The organism is Cytobacillus firmus (genome assembly GCF_023657595.1).
In the GTDB taxonomy this organism is placed as follows: Bacteria; Bacillota; Bacilli; order Bacillales; family Cytobacillaceae; genus Cytobacillus; species Cytobacillus firmus_B.
In genome coordinates this window covers 2,590,995-2,604,420 of record NZ_CP098323.1, presented here as the reverse complement: position 1 = coordinate 2,604,420, position 13,426 = coordinate 2,590,995, and the positions used below count along the sequence as shown (strand labels likewise).

The 13,426-nt window shown below is 43.5% G+C and carries 13 protein-coding genes; all 13 read left to right on the top strand.

All coding sequences use genetic code 11. The annotated features are described in order from the left end of the window. Positions 1-17: 17 nt before the first annotated feature. The 13 genes from NAF01_RS13195 to NAF01_RS13135 all read left to right on the top strand — a co-directional run bounded on the left by NAF01_RS13195 (position 18) and on the right by NAF01_RS13135 (position 13,221). Positions 18-809, top strand: a complete 792-nt coding sequence (locus NAF01_RS13195; RefSeq protein WP_197249778.1) for an SDR family oxidoreductase — start codon at positions 18-20, stop codon at positions 807-809. Positions 810-835: 26 nt separating this feature from the next. Further along, positions 836-2,557 carry a thiamine pyrophosphate-binding protein gene (locus NAF01_RS13190; protein WP_250800406.1) on the top strand — a complete coding sequence of 574 codons (1,722 nt, stop codon included), beginning with the start codon at positions 836-838 and terminating at the stop codon, positions 2,555-2,557. Between the two features lie 14 nt (positions 2,558-2,571). Then, the gene (locus NAF01_RS13185) at positions 2,572-4,017 is read left to right on the top strand and encodes an aldehyde dehydrogenase family protein (protein ID WP_250800405.1); all 1,446 of its coding nucleotides are present in this window, start codon (positions 2,572-2,574) and stop codon (positions 4,015-4,017) included. 12 nt (positions 4,018-4,029) lie between these two features. Further along, positions 4,030-4,812, top strand: a complete 783-nt coding sequence (nadX, locus tag NAF01_RS13180) for an aspartate dehydrogenase (protein WP_248347568.1) — start codon at positions 4,030-4,032, stop codon at positions 4,810-4,812. 86 nt (positions 4,813-4,898) lie between these two features. Beyond that, entirely contained in the window at positions 4,899-6,206 is a 1,308-nt protein-coding gene (locus tag NAF01_RS13175) for an aromatic ring-hydroxylating dioxygenase subunit alpha (protein WP_197249782.1), read from the top strand. Positions 6,207-6,244: 38 nt separating this feature from the next. Continuing rightward, positions 6,245-6,754 (top strand): aromatic-ring-hydroxylating dioxygenase subunit beta, encoded by a 510-nt coding sequence (locus tag NAF01_RS13170; RefSeq protein ID WP_048009279.1) that lies wholly within the window; start codon positions 6,245-6,247, stop codon positions 6,752-6,754. 15 nt (positions 6,755-6,769) lie between these two features. Beyond that, positions 6,770-7,555 (top strand): SDR family NAD(P)-dependent oxidoreductase, encoded by a 786-nt coding sequence (locus NAF01_RS13165; protein ID WP_250800404.1) that lies wholly within the window; start codon positions 6,770-6,772, stop codon positions 7,553-7,555. 30 nt (positions 7,556-7,585) lie between these two features. Then, the gene (locus tag NAF01_RS13160) at positions 7,586-8,548 is read left to right on the top strand and encodes a VOC family protein (protein ID WP_250800403.1); all 963 of its coding nucleotides are present in this window, start codon (positions 7,586-7,588) and stop codon (positions 8,546-8,548) included. Between the two features lie 106 nt (positions 8,549-8,654). Continuing rightward, positions 8,655-8,981: a hypothetical protein gene (locus NAF01_RS13155; RefSeq protein ID WP_197249784.1), complete on the top strand. Its 327-nt coding sequence runs from the start codon at positions 8,655-8,657 to the stop codon at positions 8,979-8,981. Further along, entirely contained in the window at positions 8,978-9,538 is a 561-nt protein-coding gene (locus NAF01_RS13150; RefSeq protein WP_197249785.1) for a hypothetical protein, read from the top strand. The genes NAF01_RS13155 and NAF01_RS13150 overlap by 4 nt, the downstream gene beginning before the upstream one ends. Positions 9,539-9,646: 108 nt before the next feature. Further along, positions 9,647-10,411 carry an alpha/beta hydrolase gene (locus tag NAF01_RS13145; RefSeq protein WP_250800402.1) on the top strand — a complete coding sequence of 255 codons (765 nt, stop codon included), beginning with the start codon at positions 9,647-9,649 and terminating at the stop codon, positions 10,409-10,411. 122 nt (positions 10,412-10,533) lie between these two features. After that, the gene (locus NAF01_RS13140; RefSeq protein WP_250800401.1) at positions 10,534-12,150 is read left to right on the top strand and encodes an ABC1 kinase family protein; all 1,617 of its coding nucleotides are present in this window, start codon (positions 10,534-10,536) and stop codon (positions 12,148-12,150) included. A gap of 108 nt (positions 12,151-12,258) precedes the next feature. Further along, on the top strand, positions 12,259-13,221 hold the full coding sequence (locus tag NAF01_RS13135) for a bile acid:sodium symporter family protein (protein WP_222500611.1): 963 nt from the start codon (positions 12,259-12,261) through the stop codon (positions 13,219-13,221). Positions 13,222-13,426: the final 205 nt, after the last annotated feature.

The following is a 13,426-nucleotide window of genomic DNA, read 5'->3' as shown; positions in this document are numbered from 1 at the left end:
TTGAAAGGGGTATGGTGATGGACTTTGGTTTAAAAGGAAAGACAGCAATCATAATGGGCGGGACTTCAGGAGTAGGCCTCAAAACAGCAGAAATGTTCCTTCAGGAAGGTGCAAAAGTTGCGGTTTGCGGCAGAAATGCAGAGAGGAAGGATAAAGCAATTGACCATTTATTGCATTTCGGATCCCAGGATTCAATCTTTGCAGCTACTTGTGATGTAACAAATAAAGAGGATGTAAATCGTTTTGTCGATTCGGCAGCATCCCGGCTTGAAGGAATTGATATTTTAGTTAATGCAGCCGGGCAAAGTGTTATGGGCCATTTCTTCGATATTTCAGATGAGCAATGGCAGGAACAGATCCAGTTAAAATATTTTGCCATTATCCATGCGGTACGTGCTGTTCATCCATATTTAGTGAAGCGCGGAGGCGGAAGGATCATCAATATTAATGCGACGCTTGCAAAGGAACCTGAAAGACATATGGTTGCTACAGCTGCTACAAGAGCAGGTCTTCTGAACTTAAGTAAAACGCTTTCCCAAGAGCTTGCATCAGATAATATCCTGGTCAACTCAGTAAGTCTTGGTTTAATCCGTACCGACCAGTGGGAACGCAGACGATTGAAAAATGCACCTGATATGGATCCAGAGGAATATTACAAAGATCTTGCAGCGAAGCGGGAAATTCCGCTGGGCAGAGTTGGAGAAGCAGAAGAAGTGGCCAGTGTTATTCTCTTTTTAGCCTCAAAGCAGGCAAGTTATGTATCAGGATCAACCATTGAAACAGCTGGAGCGCTGGGGAAAGCGCTTTAATATTAAGCAAAGGCGGAATGATTAGGATGAGCCAACAAGAACAATTGGTAGTTGCACCGGTAAAAGCAAGTAAGCAAATGGAATTTACTGCAGCTGATGCAGTTGTGAAGGAGCTTGTCCGTGCTGGAGTAGAGGTGGCATTTGGGATTGTAAGCATTCATAATATGCCGATCTATGATGCCATCCTTCGTGATGGAAGCATTCATCTGGTTTGCTCGCGCGGGGAGAGCGGTGCGGCAAATATGGCAGATGGGTATGCCCGTGCGACAGGAAAATTGGGAGTGGTCATCACGAGTACCGGAACTGGAGCAGGAAACGCAGCTGGTTCACTGATTGAGTCATGGGCAGCGGGTGTTCCCGTCCTTCATTTGACAGGTGAGGTCGCATCACCCTATCTGGCAACGGGCAGAGGCTATATTCACGAGTGTAAAGACCAGCTGTCTATAATGGAGGGTTCTTGCAAAAAAGCAATGCGGCTAAGAAGACCTGAACAGGCAGCAGCGGTTATCAGGCAAGCGATTAAGGAAGCCGCTGCTGCACCTTCTGGCCCTGTTTCGGTAGAAATCCCAATCGATTTCCAATCTGCGATCATACCGGATTATTCATTGGAAGAAGTGAATGTTTCAGTACAGGAAAACAGTTCCATATCGTATCTTCCAAAAGAGGCGATAACCAAAGTCAGCCAGGCCCGCCGCCCGGTCATTTGGGCAGGAGGGGGCGTCATTAGCTCCGGGGCTTCAAAAGAAGTGCAGGAGCTTGCGGAAAGAATCGGGGCAGCCGTTATTACGAGCCAATCAGGCAAGGGCAGCATTCCGGAGGATCATCCTCAATGTATTGGCCACTTTGCATCATTTGAATTAACAAAGGATTTAGTGAAGAAATCGGATCTCCTTATTAGCATTGGAGTCAGATTTAGAGGGAATGAGACCTCCAACTGGAAAATCGAAGTTCCTGAAAATCATATCAGCATTGATGCCGACCTTCTGGCAATGAACCGAAATTATGCTGCCGCCATAGGGCTGGCAGGTGATGCTAAGCTAATTTTGAAAAAATTAAATGAAGAGTTGACCAAGGAATCAATGGCACCTTCTGATGAATATCTGGAAGAAGTGCTTTCAGTAAGGAAGGAACTTAGACTTCAGCTGAGAGCCACTCTTGGGCCATATGAAAAAATAGCAGATGCTATGCGTAAATTGCTCCCGCGGGATACTGTATTGGTGCGTGACGTTACGGTACAGGCAAATGTCTGGGGCAGCCGATTATTTGAGATATATGAGCCGCGGACGTCCATTCATGCTTCAGGAGGAGGGATTGGACAAGGTTTGCCGACTGCAATCGGAGCACAAATGGGATGTAAGGACAAGCAAGTTGTTTTACTAGCTGGAGATGGCGGCTTCATGGTCAATGTGGGTGAAATGGCAACTGCAGTACAGGAAAGCCTTCCGCTAATTGTCGTCCTGTTTGATGATGCGGGATATGGTGTTCTCCGAAATATTCAGGATGCCGCCTATGGAAGGCAGGTGGCGGTCGATTTAGTTAGCCCAGATTTTGTTTTGCTGGCTCAGTCCATGGGATTTGCTTCTGCGAAAATCGGTTCTCCGGAAGAATTCGCATCAGAACTGGAGAAGGCAATGGAGAGGAGAAAACCATCCATGATCGTAGTGGATATGGAAGCGGTCGGGCCAATGGCCAAACCATTTGGAGGGCCTCCAGGAGCGGCGGAAGCATTCAAACCTAAAAAGATGTAAGGGAGTGATTTGTGGTGATTTCGACGTACCCATTTGTCTCAGGAAAATATTTAATAGCTGGAGAGTGGATCCAGGGAGAAAATACAGCAAATGTTTTAAATCCAGCTGATCATCAGGAAGTCGTTGGAGAAGTAGCTTTATGTACAGAAGAACAAGTTGAATTGGCCATTTCTGCTGCTGCAAAGGCTTTTGAAACCTGGTCGGAAAGTGAGATTGGGGACCGGGCAAACCGGATGAAGCTGGCTGCGGACGAGATTAAAGCAAGTGTCGAGGAGAACGTAACCTTGCTGATCCGCGAAAATGGGAAGGTATTGGTTGAAGCGAAAAAAGACCTTCTGCGCTGTGTCGATATTATGAAGGAAGCTGCCGATGAGCTGCTGGAATGGTGGAAGCCTGAATCCATTCCCGGTTCCCAGGAGGTCCAAATCCGCAAGCGTCCACGTGGGGTAACGGCGGTGATCTCTCCATGGAACTCACCAATGATCCTTACGTTTAAGCGGGTAATCCCGGCTGTTCTTGCCGGAAACTCAGTCGTTGTAAAACCAGCGACGAGCTGTCCGCTAACGATCATGTCATTCCTCCAGACTGTAGCTTCTTATTTCCCTGAAGGAGTCATTAATGTTGTAACTGGTTCAGGGGGGATTATTGGCAGCAAACTTTGCTCAGATCCGCGAATCCGAACCATTGCATTTGTCGGCAGTACCGAGACAGGGAAAGAAATCATGCGAGCTGCTTCTGGCACAGTGAAAAATGTCTACATGGAGCTTGGCGGGAATGATGCAGCTATTATCCTCGAGGATGCAAATATGGATGAGAGCGCTATCAAACGCCTGCGTTTCGGTGTCCTTCGGGCAGCAGGCCAGGTGTGCTCAGCCATTAAAAGGATCTATGTTCATGAATCACGATATGGGGAGCTGGTCGAAAAGCTTAGAAAAGAATTTCAGCATATTAAGGTTGGAAACGGCATTCAACCTGATGCCGAGATGGGACCTTTGAACAATAAGGCTCAGTACGAATATGTGAATGGCCTGATCGAACGCGCCAAAAAATCCGGTGCCACAGTCATCACAGGAGGAATTCAGCTTGATCCAGAGTCCTGGGATAAAGGCTATTACATTCTGCCTGCAATCATCACCGATGTAGATCAGAAAAGTGAAATTGTCCGTGCTGAACAGTTTGGACCTGTCATTCCGATCCTGCCATTTAAAGAGGATGAGGAAGTCATCAGCCTTGCAAATGACAGTGAATATGGCCTAAGGGCTTCTGTTTGGACTGAAGATGAATCCAAAGCAATTGAATTTGCAGACCGGTTAGAGGCCGGAGCTGTTTTCCATAATAATCATACCGTTTTTCAGGATCTCCATCTGGACTTCCCGGGCCTAAAGGAAAGCGGACTTTCACGTGAAACGCGGCATTGCGGCCTGGAGTTTTTTGCAGATTCCTATGGTTTTGCCAATTAGGGGGATACCGATATGAAATTAGCCTTAATAGGAGGCGGGAATATAGGCAGGTTCCTGCTTCAAAGCATCAATAAAGACTGCTTAATACCTCATTCGAAAATTATCGGCCTTCATACTCGCTGCCAGGAACAGGCAAAGGAACTATCACGTGAGTTTAATGCTGAAATCTTTGCTGACGTGGAATCCCTGTTAAAATCCGATGCCGACATGGTTATTGAAGCAGCAACTGTTGAAGCTGTAGAGGAGTACGCTGCTTCCATTTTGCTTTCAGGCAAAGATCTGGTTGTCAGCAGTGTTGGCGCATTGGCAGACCGGGAATTTTATACGTGCCTTGAAGAAATTTGCATCATAAATAATACGAAAATTCACTTGCCATCAGGGGCAATCGGCGGCCTGGATGTTCTAAAAGCTGCCAAATCGATTGGTGAACTGGATTCTGTCTCCATTATCACCAGGAAGCCTCCTCAGGCACTTCCCGGTGCCCCTCTTAATGGAGAAAAGGTGCTTTTTGAGGGATCTGCTGCTGAAGCCATTAGATTATTCCCAAAGAATATCAATGTTTCCATTATCTTGTCTCTCGCGGGATTAGGTGCAGACAATACCGGAGTTAAAATCATATCCGATCCGGCAGTAAGTAAAAATAGCCATACGATTGAGGCAGCAGGTTCATTCGGCAAGCTATCGCTTCAAGTCGAAAATGACCCGATGCCTAATAATCCAAAGACAAGCTACCTCGCAGCCCTAAGCATCCTGGCTTCATTGAAGAATAGGGATGAAATAATCCGAGTTGGATGAGATATGTGCTAGGTGTATAGCAGGAGGAAGAGAATATTTTCTTCTTTTCCTCGCTCCTTATTTTAAGACGAAGGGGGAATTTACATATGATTAAAACGACAACTAAGAACTTAGAAGAAATGACCCAAAAAGAAACAATCGGCTACTTAAACGAGACAGTCCAGCCTGAGGCTGGGTCCATTCCTGCTTTTATCCTCGCGGATCCTAAGATTTACGATATTGAGCATAAAAAGGTGTTTATGAAAACCTGGCTTTTTATTGGCCATGAATCAGAAATCCCAAATAAAAATGATTATATGTTAAGAGATTTAGCAGGCTACTCGATTATCATTACAAGAGATTCAGAGAATGAAATCCGCGGCTTTTACAATATGTGCACACACCGGGGGATGAAATTATGCCGTGCTGACAAAGGAAATAAATCCTCTTTTGTATGTCCTTATCATGGATTCAATTTTAAAAACAATGGTGATCTGACTGGAGTGCCTCTGCAGAAGGATATTTATGGAACTGACCTGGATAAGTCCAAGCTGGGACTCCACAAAATAAGGATTGAATCGTATAAAGGCCTTATTTTTGGAACCTGGAATGAAGAAGCAGAGTCTCTTTCAGATTTTTTGGGCGATTTCAAATGGTATTTGGACATTTTAGCCGGACGTGCTGAAATGGAAGTCGTCGGCCCTCCGCAAAGATTCATCATTCATTCAAACTGGAAGGTAGGAGCAGATAACTTTGTCGGCGATTCCTACCACACGATGGTCACTCATGGATCCATTGCAAAATTGGGTATGGTGCCCAGTGCCACATATTCCAAAAAGGGATACCAGATTCACACAATGAACGGGCATGGTTTAAATCTGGGCACACCTAATCCTGACTTCGCATTCCCTGAAGAGCTGAAATCAGAATATCAATCCAATTTAACAGATGAACAATATGATGTGCTGGCCAATTTGAAAAATATGATCGGAAACATCTTTCCCAATCTTAGCTTCCTCATTTCGCATACAAAAGTGAAAGGGCAGCTGATATCGAATACAACCGTTCGCATGTGGAGGCCAATTGGGCCAGATAAAATGGAAGTGATCGCCTGGTTCCTCGTAGAGAAAAATGCGGAAGAGGACTGGAAGAAACGTTCAAGGGATTCATTCATTTTAACGTTCAGCCCTTCAGGCATTTTCGAACAGGATGATACAGAAGTATTTACTGACATAACCGCTGCCGCATCAGGTCCAATGCCTGTTATGAAAGAACTTGTCTACAATTATACGATGGGGATGCACCGTGAACCGGTCAGTGATTTCACCGGTCCTGGTGTTGTCTACGATGATAAGTTTTCTGAAGCGAATCAAAGAAACTTCTATCGCTATTGGCTTGATCTCATGAACGTTTAAGTAAACTGGAACGATGCCTGGAAATGGGGGAATACAGAATGAGTTTAGAGAAAATGCTCGCAACCTATGAATTTGAACAATGGCTCTACAGAGAAGCTGAGCTGCTTGATCATATTGATTTTGATGGCTGGTTCAGCCTTATGCATTCATCCCTGATTTATCAAATGCCTGTACGCGTCAATAAAGAAGGCACTGAAAGGCCGGATTATGCGGCAGATATGTTTTCTTTTAATGATGATATAGAGTTGCTGAGCCTGAGAGTCGAACGGTTAAAAACAGATTATGCCTGGGCGGAAATTCCGCCTTCCCGCACCCGCCGCTATGTAAGCAATGTCAAACTGACAGACTATGTGCCGAATGAAAAAGCATCTGTAAATAGTTATCTTCTAATCTATCGCAGCCGCAGTACAGACATCCATCATGACCTGATTTCAGGAGAACGGCGTGATGAATTTATATATGAAGATGGCGTCTGGAAATTATCCAAGAGGGTTTTCATTGTTGATCAGACAACACTCAATACCAGAAATCTTGCTATTTTTGTATAAGGAGGAGCATCCAGTATGGCACTGCTTAGCGGAAAATCAGTTTATTTGACCGGGGGCGCCTCTGGCATCGGCAGGGCTGTTACAGAAAGTTTTATACAAGAAGGAGCCTTTGTAACGGTCCTGGATAAGTCAGCAGCTGGCCTCGAGCAATTGAAAAAGGAATTCGGGGATCGTGTTTTGTGCATAGAAGGAGACGTCACTGAATACGAGGATCACATTCACGCCGTTGAAGCTGCTGTGGAAGCGGCGGGGAAACTGGATGTGTTCGTTGCCAACGCCGGCGTATTCGACGGGTTTGCCAAATTTAGTGAAGTAACACCAGAGGCCATGTCAGATGCCTATGACCTGTTATTCAATATTAATGTCAAAGGGTATTTTAATGGTGCAAAAGCTTCAGCGGATGAATTGAAAAAAACAAATGGAAATATGATTTTCACGGTTTCGGGAGCCGGCTTTTACCCGGACGGGGGCGGAGTCTGGTATACAGCAAGCAAGCATGCGCAAATCGGCTTAATGCGCCAGCTTGCCTTTGAATTAGCCCCGGATATAAGGATAAATGCAGTCGCCCCCGGCGGCACATTGACGGCACTCAATGTCATTCACCCGCTTAAGCCGTTTGTGAAAACAGTCGATCAGGATACGAAAGCGAAGAGCATTAAATCCCGGAATCCTCTTCGCATAGCCATGACCAGTGAAGACCATGTTGGAGCGTATCTATTGCTTGCTTCTGATCAATCCCGTGCCATTACAGGAGAAGTGATTTCAAGTGATGGAGGACTTGCTGTACGGGGTTTATCCTGAGGAGAAGCGTTATTTAGGAGGAGTGTTTTTATGGCAGAAAGCAAAACCGCTAAAGCGCCATTAGCAGGAAATCAGGTCATTAACCAGCTGGCATTTGTTGTACGGGATATTGAAGAGGCCTGTGAGGCGTTTTCAAGTTTACTGGGTGTTCCAAAACCTGGGTGGTTTTTAACAGGTGCTCAGGAAGTATCGAAGGTCATTTACCGTGGAATGCCTACTGCATCAAGAAGCAAATTAGCATTTCTAAATACGCCCACTGTTCAATTTGAACTGATTGAACCAAATGAAGAACCAGGCACGATGCGGGAGTTTTTGGATAGAGCAGGGGAAGGCATACACCATATTGCCTTTGATGTGAAATCCATAAAAGAGCGGATGCCTTTTTTTGAGGAAAGCGGATATTCATCACTGCAAAGCGGGGAGTTTACAGCAAGTGAAGGCAGATATGTTTATGCAGATACCTTGAAAGACTGCAAGATATTGGTTGAACTCCTGGAAAGCTCTGAGGCAAGAACCACTGCAACTGCCCAAGAAGCACATAGCCCTTTGCTTGGAACAAATATAGTCGAGCAGCTGGCAATCGTGGTAAAAGATCTGGAATTAGCTGCAGAAGCTTATTGTAAGCTTCTTGGTGCAGATATGCCGCCCATTATACAATCAGGCCCAAGTGAAACCACACAGGTTATGTTCAGAGGTCAGCCAACTGAAGGTAAATCAAGATATATGTTCATCAATACGCCTTTCATACAAATTGAATTAATCGAACCAGGTGATTCACCAAGCACTTGGCAGGAACATCTGGAGAAATATGGGGAAGGTGTCCATCATATTTCGTTCGTTGTCGATAACCTGGATGAAAAAATCAGATTGCTCCAAGGAATGGGATATCCTGTCATACAAACTGGCAATTTTTTTAATGGGAAAGGCAAATACGCCTATATGGATACAACCTCCACATTTAAAGTGATTATTGAATTACTTGAGAGATATTAAAGAATGGCCGAACGGCTGCACATAATAGTGCAGCCGTTTTTTAAGGTGGCATCAATACCTTTTTAATTGTAAAATAATACTAATATAGAAATAATTAGGGGGATTTATGTACACTTACGAATCTTTTGTAACAGATGGAACGTTTACATTATTAAGGCCGGTTATTTCCAGTTTCCTTTTAATTGCTGTGATTCTATTCGTTCTTGTTTGGCTTCCTAAAGCCTTACAGGGTTTCTTGAACGGGTTTACGGTTATGGCGGTGGCCCTCATTTCAATCATTATATCTGGCCAGGTTCTATTTTTTGAAGCCATACTTGCCGATGAGTTAGGGATGGGAGGAGGAAGCGGTTTTTGGATGTTCCTTGTGATTGTCTTCCTGGGAACCGTGAGCCCCATTATTTATTTCATTAGACACAGGGAGGCGGGATCGTGACCAGTTATGAAATTAAGAAACTGAGAGTCAGGCAGCTTCTGTTCTTAAATGGCAGCATCCTTTTTTTCTTAGCAGCTTCGTACATCTTACAAATATTAATAGAAATTACTTATTCACAAATGTTTATTTTCCTCGGCATTGTAACTCTGATTCAATCGATTCTGGGATGGGTAAAGCGTAATTCCACCAAATCTATTTTTCCTTATATCAAACAAGTGGCCATCTATGAAAAAGAAAAAATGGGCAATGAATGGAGTAAGCAGCGGACAGTGGGGAGTATTTGGACTTTGCTTGTCAGCAGCATCCTATTTTTCAATGCTTACTTCCATTCTGATTCCGGGGAAATTCTGAAAATAGAGCCGATGTTTTTATTTTTTCAGACTATCGCGATTCTGGCCTTGATCAATATTAGCATGATTATTCACAGCAGGAAGGTGGATGGTGCTCAATCACCTGCAGACTTCACAGGGTATACGCGAAACTCTAATGTAAGGGCAATTATCTTTGGTGCATGTTACGCCCTCCTTATCTGTGTGTTAATACTTTCTTTAGTCTAACCGCTCCATATATGTTTTGGACGGTCTTTTTTTGTTTAAATACAAGTTGACAGGTCGGAATAGTTGGTTATATAATGTGAATAATTAATTCTGAGGGAGGAACAGATTATGAATGAACGTTATCCTGTTTTGGACGGTGCAGAATCATTTTACTATGAAGGCAATGAGATTGGGATCCTGATCACTCATGGTTTTCTTGGAACTCCCCAGAGTGTCCGGTTTTTGGGGGAATCATTTGCCAGGCTTGGCTATACTGTCTTTGCACCAAGGCTTAAAGGCCACGGCACACATTATAAAGATATTGAAAATACCGCTCATGAGGATTGGTTTGCTGATGCAGAAAAGGGTTATCAACTTCTAAAAGACAGATGCACATTTGTCTATGCTGCAGGTCAATCGATGGGTGGTGCCTTGACACTTTGGCTTGCTAATAAATATCCGGAAATTGCAGGTATAGTGTTAATAAATGCCGCTCTCCGGGTTCCATGTTATGAAAATTTAATCGGGAAATCAAACCCCAGGTACATTGATGAAGGTGCACCGGATATTAAAAAAGAGGATGTAGAGGAAATTACGTACGGGAAAGTTCCGGTCCCCTCCATCTTTGAATTGCAGAAGGTCATGGAAAGAACACCAGACCTATTGCCTTCCATTAAAACACCTGTATTAGGTTTCAAGTCGGTAGAAGATCATGTTGTGCCTGCAGAGTGTACAGATTTTATTTTTCAAAAGATTGGCTCCGAGAAAAAGAAAGCTATATCGCTCTATAACTCCTATCATGTGGCATCGATGGACCATGATAAAGAAGAGATTGTTAACATAACTCATCAGTATATCCAGGAGAATCAGGCAAACAGCTTGTCCTTTGTGTAAGGACGGGCTGTTTTTTTACTTTAAGAAACTTTTTAAACATGCTGTCGTATAAAAGAAAAGGGTATTTAGCCTGTATTACAGAATAATACAGTACATCTTACATAGGGAAGAAGATGATGGAAATGAAGGCGAGAAGTAAATGGCTCCGCATGTATAAAGTGTTTTCTTTGGCACTTCTCATTATATTACAGATTTACTGGTATAAATGGACCCGCAAATCAGAAGCTCAGTGGGAAAAATTATGGTCTGGCATCGGGAAAAGATTCCGGACAACACTTTTTGAATTAGAAGGGCTGCTGATAAAGATTGGTCAGTTCATCAGCATTCGTTCTGATTTGCTTCCAAAAGCTTTCATCCAGGAACTTCAAGACCTGACCGATAAGGTGCCTCCGTCCGAATGGGGTGAAATCCAAAGAATTTTAAACGAAGAGTGGGGAAGCGAGCTCTCTAAAAAGGTGGTGGCGATTGAAAAAGAAGCCATAGCATCTGCTTCGATTGGAGAGGTATATAAAGGCGCTCTGCAGGACGGCTCAATTGTCGCCATTAAAGTGCAGCGTCCAAATATTCAATCTATCGTACATACCGACTTCCGGACCCTGAGTATTCTTGTATGGTTCACAAATCGGTTTGTCCCTATTCCTAAGGGATTCATTAATTTAAAAGTCCTTTTTCAGGAGCTTAAGCAGGTTATTGAGCGGGAGCTTGACTTTATAAAGGAAAAGGATACCCTTCTTTATTTTAAGGAGCGCTTTAAAGACAGTGAGATGGTGAAAATTCCTGATGTGCATCAGGAGCTTTGCACCTCGAAAGTGCTTGTGATGGAATGGGTGGAGGGAAAAAGGCTCAATGATTCAGAAGCGGTTGAAAAACTAGAGATGTCCCGTCAGGAATTGGCCCGCCAATTGATGAAGCTCTTCATGCCGCAATGGCTGGAACCTGGGATGTTTCATGCCGATCCTCATCCGGGAAATGTGCAGTTTACGAGGGAAGGGAAGATCATTCTTCTCGATTTTGGCATGGCCGGTGAAATTTCAAAAAAAGATGCAGTCTCTTTTAGAAATTTAATTGAATCCATTCTCGCTAAAAACCACAGTAAAGCAGTCGAATGTCTGTCACAGCTGGGATTTCTTCTGCCGGAAGCTAATGCGGGAACCTTGGAGAAGCTACTGTCAGAATGGATGGCATTTGACCTTTCTCAGGTAAAGGATATGGACTTAGTGGCTCTTAAGCTTGAACTAAATGATTTGATTGCAGCTCTTCCGATTCAGGTGCCAACACGCTTTGTTTTTCTGGGCAGATCCTTTATGACAATCGAAGGGATTGTTCGCCATCTGGCACCAGATGAAGATCTTCTTGAGCTAGGGAAACCAGTTTTTACAGAATGGTTAAGGTCACAGGGAAATAAATGGTCATTTATTTGGAACATTATCCAATCCCAGCCGTTCTTTAAAATTTTTCATTCAGCAGCGGAGTTCCTGGAAACACCTCGTAAATTGGAAAAAATGAAAGAGGCCGGTCAAAGAAGAGAGTTCCAATTTATGATCTATGAAAATCGGAAAAAGCTGCTTTTTCAGTTATTCATGTTAGGTTTAACCGGGTCGGGATTTGGAATTTATGCTGATGAAATGCTGATCATGCAGTTATCCGCAGGCATCGCAGCCATTGCGCTTTTAGTGTATGGGGTGAACAGCTGGAGACTGGGAAAATGGCTGAAATATATGCCGGAAAAACGGAAATAATCAAAAGAGCCGATTTTGGCTCTTTTTCATTTTTGAACTAAAACCAGCCGGATTATGATAAGATATTTAGTCAGGTATACAATTATTCGGAAAAGGAGAGTACTCAGTGTGCTGATTCAAATCAATAAACAGCTGGAGAAAATGATGCCATTGATTACTCCAATAAGCGTTGTTCTTGGTGTTATGCTCGCAGAATTTATAAAGGATTTTGCCTTTATCATTCCTTGGGTTTTTGCATTTATGACGTTTTCAGGCAGTCTGAACTCGAGCTTTAGCAGTTTAAAGGAAATTATGCATCATCCAAAGCCGCTTTTTCTCATTTTGTTTTTGCTTCATATTTTGATGCCTCTCTTTGCATGGAGCACCGGTACACTTGCGTTCGGGGCTGATTCTTTAACTATTACCGGGCTGGTATTGGCTATGGCCATTCCGACTGGCATATCAAGCTTTATATGGGTTTCGATATATCGCGGAAATATCCCGCTGACCTTGTCTATTATTCTAGTAGATACCTTTCTGTCACCCTTTATTGTTCCGCTGACCTTGTCTGTATTTTTCCAGAAATCTGTACAGATCGATGCCGTGCCGATGATGACCGGGTTATTTGGCATGATTGTTCTGCCTTCTTTTCTTGGCATGCTTTTCAATCAATTTGCAGGAAAAAGCGCTGCAGCCTTAAGCAGCCGTCTATCTCCTTTTTCAAAGCTTGGCATGGCCATTGTGGTAATGCTGAATGGAGCAGTTGTTGCACCATTTCTGAAGGAGGTCAATCTAAAATTGATCCTCATCGGGATCACTGTATTTTGTGTGGCATTTATGGGCTATCTGATCTCTTTCATCATCGCAAATGTACTGAAATACGATCAGGGCACGACGGTGGCTGTTACCTTTAATGGAGGCATGAGGAATATAAGCGTTGGCTCTGTCCTGGCAGTCACTTATTTCCCCGCTCCAGTTGCCGTTCCTGTAGTCATTGGCATGCTCTTTCAGCAGGTTTTGGCATCCCTGTATGGACTCATTATGAAGCGTCATTTCAGCAGGAAGGTTCTGCAGGGTGGTCATAGTGTGTAAGACTCCTGATTCAGGAGTTTTTTTAGTTTGTAAATTAGTAATATGATCAAGCTATATCAGCCTTCCGCACATAAAAAAGCACAATGAGCATATAAAAAAATTTTATCACGCACACAAAAAAGGGGTATCCGCACATAAAAATTTTTTTAAATATGGCTCTGTTAAACTTTAATGTTGATTTTTAGTTAAAGTTAAAGGAAACCCG

Coding starts and splice junctions, on each gene's coding strand:
- NAF01_RS13170 (WP_048009279.1), top strand. CDS start 6,245: ATGAGTTTAGAGAAAATGCTCGCAACCTATGAATTTGAACAATGGCTC.
- NAF01_RS13140 (WP_250800401.1), top strand. CDS start 10,534: ATGAAGGCGAGAAGTAAATGGCTCCGCATGTATAAAGTGTTTTCTTTG.
- NAF01_RS13175 (WP_197249782.1), top strand. CDS start 4,899: ATGATTAAAACGACAACTAAGAACTTAGAAGAAATGACCCAAAAAGAA.
- NAF01_RS13155 (WP_197249784.1), top strand. CDS start 8,655: ATGTACACTTACGAATCTTTTGTAACAGATGGAACGTTTACATTATTA.
- NAF01_RS13160 (WP_250800403.1), top strand. CDS start 7,586: ATGGCAGAAAGCAAAACCGCTAAAGCGCCATTAGCAGGAAATCAGGTC.
- NAF01_RS13165 (WP_250800404.1), top strand. CDS start 6,770: ATGGCACTGCTTAGCGGAAAATCAGTTTATTTGACCGGGGGCGCCTCT.
- NAF01_RS13195 (WP_197249778.1), top strand. CDS start 18: ATGGACTTTGGTTTAAAAGGAAAGACAGCAATCATAATGGGCGGGACT.
- NAF01_RS13145 (WP_250800402.1), top strand. CDS start 9,647: ATGAATGAACGTTATCCTGTTTTGGACGGTGCAGAATCATTTTACTAT.
- nadX (WP_248347568.1), top strand. CDS start 4,030: ATGAAATTAGCCTTAATAGGAGGCGGGAATATAGGCAGGTTCCTGCTT.
- NAF01_RS13190 (WP_250800406.1), top strand. CDS start 836: ATGAGCCAACAAGAACAATTGGTAGTTGCACCGGTAAAAGCAAGTAAG.